Source organism: Bradyrhizobium sp. BR 10261 (assembly GCF_019455395.1).
GTDB lineage: Bacteria > Pseudomonadota > Alphaproteobacteria > Rhizobiales > Xanthobacteraceae > Bradyrhizobium > Bradyrhizobium manausense.
In genome coordinates this window covers 1-7,285 of sequence record NZ_JACOFQ010000060.1, presented here as the reverse complement: position 1 = coordinate 7,285, position 7,285 = coordinate 1, and the positions used below count along the sequence as shown (strand labels likewise).

Sequence of the window (7,285 nt, the reverse complement as noted above, 5' to 3'; positions counted from 1 at the left end):
TGCTGCTGGCTGGGCTTTGGGGAACCGTCACGTCAGGCCCCGGAGAGGCCTTGCCACTTGCCACTCAAAGGCGGGCGCGAATGGAATTCAGAACCCCGGTCGTCGCATCAACAACCTGGAGGGTCTGCTGGGATTTTGCCAACGCTACAGCCGATCTGGTGCATTGATCGGGAAGTTGCGCGATCTTTTTGCGCTGGCTGGAAAGAATATTGGTGGACTGCTCGATGGCAAACTTCACCACATCCCGAGTGGGGTCATTTTCGCCGACGCTCGTCAACTCCTTCTCGATCGTAATCAGATATTCGTAACTGGAAAGCTCTTGGGAAATCTCGACAAGATTTTGCACGGTGGCTTTGACGCAATCTGCGTCCACGGCAGGAATATCGGTTCGTTTGGAGGTTTGGACGAGGTCCGCCATCAAGCCGGCGAACATCGGCCTGAGATCTTCGACGCGCTTCAAGTCGGCAGGACTCAATACCCCCGCCACGCACATTTTCGTTGCGACCAGCAACCCCAAGCATTGCCCCGCCAGAGCAAATGCCCCGGCGCGTTTCACACTGTGCGCTTGCCATCTCATTAAGACGCTCGAATTCTCTGCGTCAAAATCCATCGCCCTCAAAGGCAGACAATAGCGCTGCACAATGGAACCCTCAATGGCATTCTTTCTCCAAGCTGCATGAGGGCGAGGAGAATTGGAACCGTTGTAGGGAAATCGGCTCCTATGTATCATCGGCAGTTGCGCCGGTCTTTTCAGGCCCATCTTGAAACTGAAAGTTATTGCGCTGAGATCGTTTGCGAGGGATTTGAACCGTGGCTGACGGTCCCGAACATATTTTCCGTGCGAGCGCGCTGCAACGCGCGGCATCTCCGGACGAACTCGACCATCTCGTCGCGATTACCAAGCCGGCCGACTGGATCCTTGCCGTCGTCGTAACGGTCGCACTGCTTGCTGCCCTTGTCTGGGGGATCTACGGCCGCATTCCATCGCGCGTGTCAGGACAGGGAATCCTGGTCGGTAGCGGCCGCGTCGTCGACGCAGTGTCTGCTGCGGAGGGACGGCTCGCTTCGCTCAGCATTTCCGTCGGCGACCATGTCGAGCGCGGTCAGATCATCGCTCAGATCTCGCAGACCGACATCGAGCAAAAATACGCAAACGCTGTTGAGGCCTACAAGGAGCGCCAGCGTGAGCATGACGACATGGCGGCGAAGGTGAGGTCGGAGCTCGCAGTCAAGGCCTCCAATCTCGAGAAGCTCGAGGCAGCCTTCAACAAGGTCATCGAGGCAACCGGGCAGCGCGTTCAGTCCCTGGACATCGATGTGAAGAATCTCGAGCAGCTCATGGCCAAGGGCCTGACCACGCGAAAGACGCTGGAGGATCGTCGTCTCGAGTTGACCGAGGCGCAGCAGCGGCGAACGGATTCGCAGAACGAGATCCTCAAATTGCACGCGCAGCAATCCGATCTTGAAACTCAACGCGAGCACGAACTGCAACAAGCCGAATTCGCGGCCAACAATGCGCGCCGCGAGATGCAGGCACTCGCCGGGACGCTGGGGCGCAATTCGCAGGTTATCAGCCCGATCACGGGTCGCGTGCTGGAGATCAAGATATCGACCGGTTCGGTCCTCGCCGTCGGCACGCCGGTCGTCGCGATCGAAGATGAGGGCTCGAAGCTCGAAGCGGTCATCTATGTACCCGCCGAGCAAGGCAAGAGCGTCAAGCCAGGCTCGCAGGTGCGCATTGCGCCCAGCACCGTCAAGCGGGAGGAGTTCGGCATGATGATCGGGACGGTCTCCAGCGTGTCGGAGTTTCCCGTGACCCCGCAAGGAATGACCGCGGTGCTTCACAACGATCAATTGGTCAAGGTGTTCTCCCACGACGGCGCGCCCTATGCCGTCACCGTATCCCTGGAACGGGACGATTTGACGACGAGCGGCTATCGATGGGCTGTCGGCCAAGGACCTCCGGTCCACTTGACCAGCGGCACGCTGGCTCAGGCCGAGATCACCACCCGAAACCGGCGTCCGCTGGATCTCGTTGTTCCTCTCATCAGGAAGCTGACCGGGATCGATGGATAGCTCTGCCAAGCCTAGTACGGGAGTGAAGAAAACACCCACCGTCCTGCAGATGGAGGCGGCGGAATGCGGCGCGGCCTGTCTCGCCATGGTGCTGGCGCATTATGGCCGGTGGGTGCCGCTCGAGCAGTTGCGTGTCGAATGCGGCGTATCGCGCGACGGCAGCAAGGCCAGCAACGTCGTCAGGGCCGCGCGGCGCTTCGGCCTGTCCGCCAAGGGATTCCGGCAGGAAATAGCGACGCTGCCCACGACGCCGACGCCCTGCATCATCCACTGGAACTTCAATCATTTCGTTGTTCTCGATGGGATCGATGGAAAGTTCGCCTACATCAACGACCCGGCCTTTGGGCGCAGGCGAATTGGCCTCGACGAGCTGGACAGGAGTTTTACCGGGGTCGTGCTCACCATGGAGCCGACGGCGGCATTCGTCGCCCAAGGGAGCAAGCCTGGCGGACTGCGCCTATTGGTCCGCGAGCTGCGCGGCTCAAAGGCGGCTGTGGGCTTGCTCGTCCTGCTCAGCTTCGTGATGGTCCTTCCGGGCCTCGTCGCCGCGAGCTTCTCAAAAATCTTCATCGACGACGTCCTGATCCAGCATCTCGACGGGTGGCTGCGTCCGCTCCTGGTCGGCATGGCCGTCACCGCTCTGATCCGCACGATCCTGACGCTGCTCCAACAATCGCTGCTGCTGCGGTTGCAGACCAAGCTGTCGGTGGTCATGATCAGCCGATTTCTGTGGCGGGTGATGGCATTGCCGATGGAGTTCTTCACTCAACGCCACGCCGGTGATATCGCAACGCGTGTTGCGGCCAACGAGCAGATTGCACGGCTGCTTGCGGGCGGCATTGCGGCCAACGTGCTCAACCTCACGTCGGTCGTGTTCTTTGCGTTCGCGATGGTGGTCTACGATCCGTGGCTTGCCGCGATCTGCGTCGCCCTGTCGATGCTCAACGTCCTGTCCTTGCGCCTTTCGCACCGGCGCCGGGAGGACCTCAGCCGCGGGCTCTCGCAAGAACGTGGAAAGTCTTTGGGAGCGGTGGTCAGCATCGTCAGGACCATCGAGACGATCAAGGCAAGCGGTCTCGAGGACGAGGCATTCGGACAATGGGCCGGTGTCCATGCCAAGCTTCTCAATGCCGAGCGCGAGCTCGCTTCCTCGTCAATCCTGCTCGACATGATCCCGACTCTGATCTCGGGATTGAGCATGACGGCGATACTCATCCTCGGAGGCTTGCGGGTGATCGAAGGCTCGCTGACGCTTGGCAGCCTCGTCGCCTTCCAGTCGCTCATGGCAAGCTTCTCGGAGCCGGTCGCAACGCTGGTCAATCAGGCCAGCGGGTTTCAATTGATCCGGGGCGCCCTCGATCGTCTCGAGGACGTCTACAACTATCCGCTAGGCGACAAGCCGAGGCAGAACGGATCCGAAAGACATCTTCCCGCCAAGCTCTCCGGGCGCATCGAACTGAGAAATGTGCAGTTCGGTTACTCACTGCTTGAGCCTCCCCTTATCTCCGAGCTTTCGATCAACATCCGTCCGGGATCACGCGTGGCGATTGTTGGCGCGTCCGGAAGCGGCAAATCGACGCTCGGACGCCTGATTTGCGGCCTCAACAAGCCGTGGGCCGGAGAGATCCTGATCGACGGGGCTCCGCTTGCGGACGTTCCACCTGAAATCCTCGCCAACTCCATCGCTTACGTGGATCAGGATATCTTCCTGTTCGAGGGCACCGTGCGCGACAATCTCACGCTCTGGGATCGGACGACGCCCGACGCCGATCTCACCAGGGCGCTGAAAGACGGGCAGATCCAGGACGAGATCGCCATCAGGGCCGGCAATTACGACTCCTATGTGAGCGAGGGTGGAACGAATTTCAGCGGCGGGCAGCGACAGCGCATCGAGATCGCGCGGGCCCTCGTCGGCCGTCCCTCCGTTGTCGTTCTCGACGAAGCCACGGCTGCGCTCGATCCGGTCACCGAGAAAGCAATCGACGATAATCTGCGCCGCACCGGCTGCACCTGCATCATCATCGCACATCGTCTGAGCACGATCAGGGATTGCGACGAGATCGTCGTGTTGAGGCAGGGCAAGATCGTGGAGCGCGGGACGCATGAGAGCCTGCTGGTCCAGCAGGGCGAATATGCGAGGCTGGTGTCCCAGGAATGATCCCTCCGGCTGAAAACATTGTGTCAGGTGCGAGCCTCGTCAGGCCAGCGGAACTTCCGATTGAGGTGACGCTCGATGGTCGCAAGCCCATTTTGCTCGATCATCATGGCTACGTGTTCGAGGTCGTTGCCGGTCATCTCGATATCTTCGCGGTCGATGCCGACGAGGGCGAATACGGGAAGAGACACCATCTGTTTCGGATCGAAAGCGGCGACGTCGTCGCTGATCTCCCGGAGGTCGCCATCCCTACAGGAAGCAGCGCAAGCTTCATTGCGGTCGGGACCGAAGGCACGCGGGCGTCCGCACGGTCCAGATCCGATCTGACGCCAGTCCAGGTCACGCGCTGGATCGAACGGCTCGCGCGCTTCGTCGCGGGGCCGGCACCGCTGTGGCAAATGACCGAGCTGCCGGAAGGCAAGGCCCAACTTGCAGCGAACGAAGGCGGCCGCGGTCCCATGCGTGGTCTGCTGTGGCTGACCGTGGAGCGCGGCGACCTGAGGCTGATGGGCGTTTCCGCTCCATACGCAGCCGGAAGCCAGCCTTTGCCGCTCACGTCAGGCTTGTGGGTCGAGGCGGGCGCGGAAGGCTGCGGCGTAGCCGCAGACGGCGCAGCGCCGGCCGCGATCTGGCCGGCGGTCGATCAGTTTCACCGGAGCTTCGCTGCCTGCGTCGAACGCATCCTGGTTCACGAGAGGCAGAGCGAGAGCGAGCGGCTGACGAGCCGGAGTACGCTTGCGGCATCGCAGTCCATGGAAGCCTTCGATCGCCTCTCCGGCATTATCGTGCGGCGCTTCGATCATGACGCGGTCGATGCTTCCTATTCCGATCGGCTGGCGGGCGCCTGCCAGCTTGTCGGAAGCGCGATGCGCATGCCGATTGCGATCTCTGGTCGCGTCGATGGCAGCCGGCAGGAATTCACTGGGCTGACGCAGATCGCGCGGAATTCTCGGTTGCGGCTCCGGCAGGTGCTCCTCAGATCGGACTGGTGGAGAACCGATGCAGGCCCGCTGGTCGGCTGGTTCGGCCAGAAGCGCGAGCCCGTCGCCCTGGTCTATGAGACACGCCGGGGCTACGTCATGATCGATCCACTGACGAAGGCGCGCCGGCTGGTCAATCGCACCGTGGCGGCACAGATTGCTCCGGAAGCGGCGATGTTGTATCCGCCCCTGCCGTCAAGCTCGCTGAAGTTCAGGGAGCTTTTGCAATTTGCCTTGCGCTACGCACGGGGCAGCGGACTGCGCATCGCCCTGGTGGTCGTGGTGATCGGGCTTCTGTCATTGGTGACGCCCTTCGTCACCAATCTACTGATCAGCTCGATCATCCCGAGATCGGAGCTCGACCAGCTCGTCTTCTGTGCCCTCGCGTTGGGCCTGACAGCCCTGGCGGTCGCCGGCGTCCAGGTCATGCAGGGCCTTGTCATGCTCCGCATGGAAGCCCTCATCGACTGGCGATTGCAGTCGGCGATGATCGATCGCATGCTCAGGCTGCCAACTGCCGTCTTCCGGAAATTCACGACCGGCGAGCTGGTCGACCGCGCGATGGGCATCGACGCCGCGCGCCGTGCCCTGACGGGCCATGCGCTCCGCGGCGTGATCGCCGGCCTTTTCTGCATCTTCAGCCTCGGCTTGATGATCTACTATAGTCCGAAGCTGGCGCTGCTCGCGATTGGGCTGACATTCGTCAGGGCGGTCGCCATCATCTCGACCAACCTGCTGCGGCTTTATTTCGAGAACAAGCACTTCAACCAGCAGGGCAAGGTCAGCGGTTTCGTCCTCCAATTGCTGACGGGCGTCGGCAAATTGCGGGTGTCGGGCGCAACAGGGCGTGCGCTCGGGATCTGGTCGAGGCAGTTCGCGGCACAAAAGCAGTATTTCGTGTCGTCGCAGCTCGCCAGCAACGGCCTTGGCGCGTTCGAGACGGCTTTTCCGACGATCGCGACGCTGATCATCTTTGCCTATGCATCCTATTCGAACAGCAACCTGCTGACGGATCTCGGCAGATTCTTCGCCTTCTTTTCCGCCTTCGGGCAATCCATGGGTGCCGTCGGCTCCTGGGCGGGCGGCGTCAGTGAAGCGCTGATCGCGATACCGCCACTGCTCCGGTTGCGCCCCCTCATCGCCAGCCCGACGGAGATCTCGGACGACAGAAAAGCGCCGGGAGAGCTGTCTGGATCGATCGAGCTTGCGCGCGTTTCGTTCCGGTATCTGTCAGGCGGCCCTCTGGTGCTCGACAATGTCTCATTGAAGATCGCGCCGGGCGAATATGTTGCGATCGTCGGGCCGTCCGGAAGCGGCAAGTCGTCCTTGTTTCGGCTGCTGCTCGGCTTCGAGTGGCCGGAATCGGGTGCGGTGTTCTACGACGGAAAATCGATCGAGACGCTCGATGTGAGTGCTTTGCGGCGCCAGCTCGGCGTTGTCTTGCAGAGCGCGCGGCTCGCCAATGGGAACATCTACGAAAATATTTGTGGTGGACTTCGGCTTCCGCTCGACCAGGTGTGGGACGCCGCCCGACTTGCGGGAATCGAGGAGGACATCAAGGCCATGCCAATGGGCATGCTGACCCAGATAGCAGAAGGGGTCAGCACCCTTTCCGGGGGACAACGCCAGCGCATCATGATCGCCCGCGCCATCGCGCGACGTCCGCGCGTCTTGCTGTTCGACGAGGCGACGAGCTCGCTCGACAACCGATCCCAGGCCATCGTCAGTGATGCGTTGGAGAATTTGAACGTCACCCGAATCGTCATCGCTCACAGGCTGAGCACCGTCAAGAATGCGGATCGGATCATCGTGCTGGTTGACGGCAAGATCGTCGAAGCCGGGACGTTCGAGGAATTGACCACGGCAGCTGGTGCCTTTGCAGCGTTTGCGCAGCGGCAGATGCTTTGATCCGCCGCAGACCCGCTCTCCACTCACCGAAGAAGCAAGTCGAGCCTGTGTTTGGGCCTCAGCGCCTAACTCACCGCTCGTCCTTCCGAGCCTCTACAGGACAGCACCCGCCGGAACTGCGGTGTGGAACCGTGCCGTCATTGGCGCAAAAAAAGCCGGTCTCTGG

Annotated in this window: 4 protein-coding genes; 3 read left to right on the top strand and 1 reads right to left on the bottom strand. The window is 61.5% G+C overall.

The window, feature by feature from the left end; translation table 11 throughout:
• Positions 1-64: 64 nt before the first annotated feature.
• A complete protein-coding gene (locus HYH07_RS36025; protein ID WP_228749988.1) occupies positions 65-610 on the bottom strand; it encodes a hypothetical protein in 546 nt (181 codons plus the stop codon).
• A 200-nt stretch (positions 611-810) separates the two neighbouring features.
• Here HYH07_RS36025 and HYH07_RS36020 point away from each other — a divergent pair, with 200 nt between their 5' ends.
• The 3 genes from HYH07_RS36020 to HYH07_RS36010 are packed head-to-tail and all read left to right on the top strand — an operon-like array spanning position 811 to position 7,119.
• Positions 811-2,076, top strand: a complete 1,266-nt coding sequence (locus HYH07_RS36020; protein ID WP_220006896.1) for an NHLP bacteriocin system secretion protein — start codon at positions 811-813, stop codon at positions 2,074-2,076.
• A 22-nt stretch (positions 2,077-2,098) separates the two neighbouring features.
• Positions 2,099-4,234 (top strand): NHLP family bacteriocin export ABC transporter peptidase/permease/ATPase subunit, encoded by a 2,136-nt coding sequence (locus tag HYH07_RS36015; protein ID WP_312016716.1) that lies wholly within the window; start codon positions 2,099-2,101, stop codon positions 4,232-4,234.
• Entirely contained in the window at positions 4,231-7,119 is a 2,889-nt protein-coding gene (locus tag HYH07_RS36010; protein ID WP_220006894.1) for an NHLP bacteriocin export ABC transporter permease/ATPase subunit, read from the top strand. The genes HYH07_RS36015 and HYH07_RS36010 overlap by 4 nt, the downstream gene beginning before the upstream one ends.
• The last annotated feature ends 166 nt before the right edge of the window (positions 7,120-7,285 follow it).

Coding starts and splice junctions, on each gene's coding strand:
- HYH07_RS36025 (WP_228749988.1), bottom strand. CDS start 610: ATGGATTTTGACGCAGAGAATTCGAGCGTCTTAATGAGATGGCAAGCG.
- HYH07_RS36010 (WP_220006894.1), top strand. CDS start 4,231: ATGATCCCTCCGGCTGAAAACATTGTGTCAGGTGCGAGCCTCGTCAGG.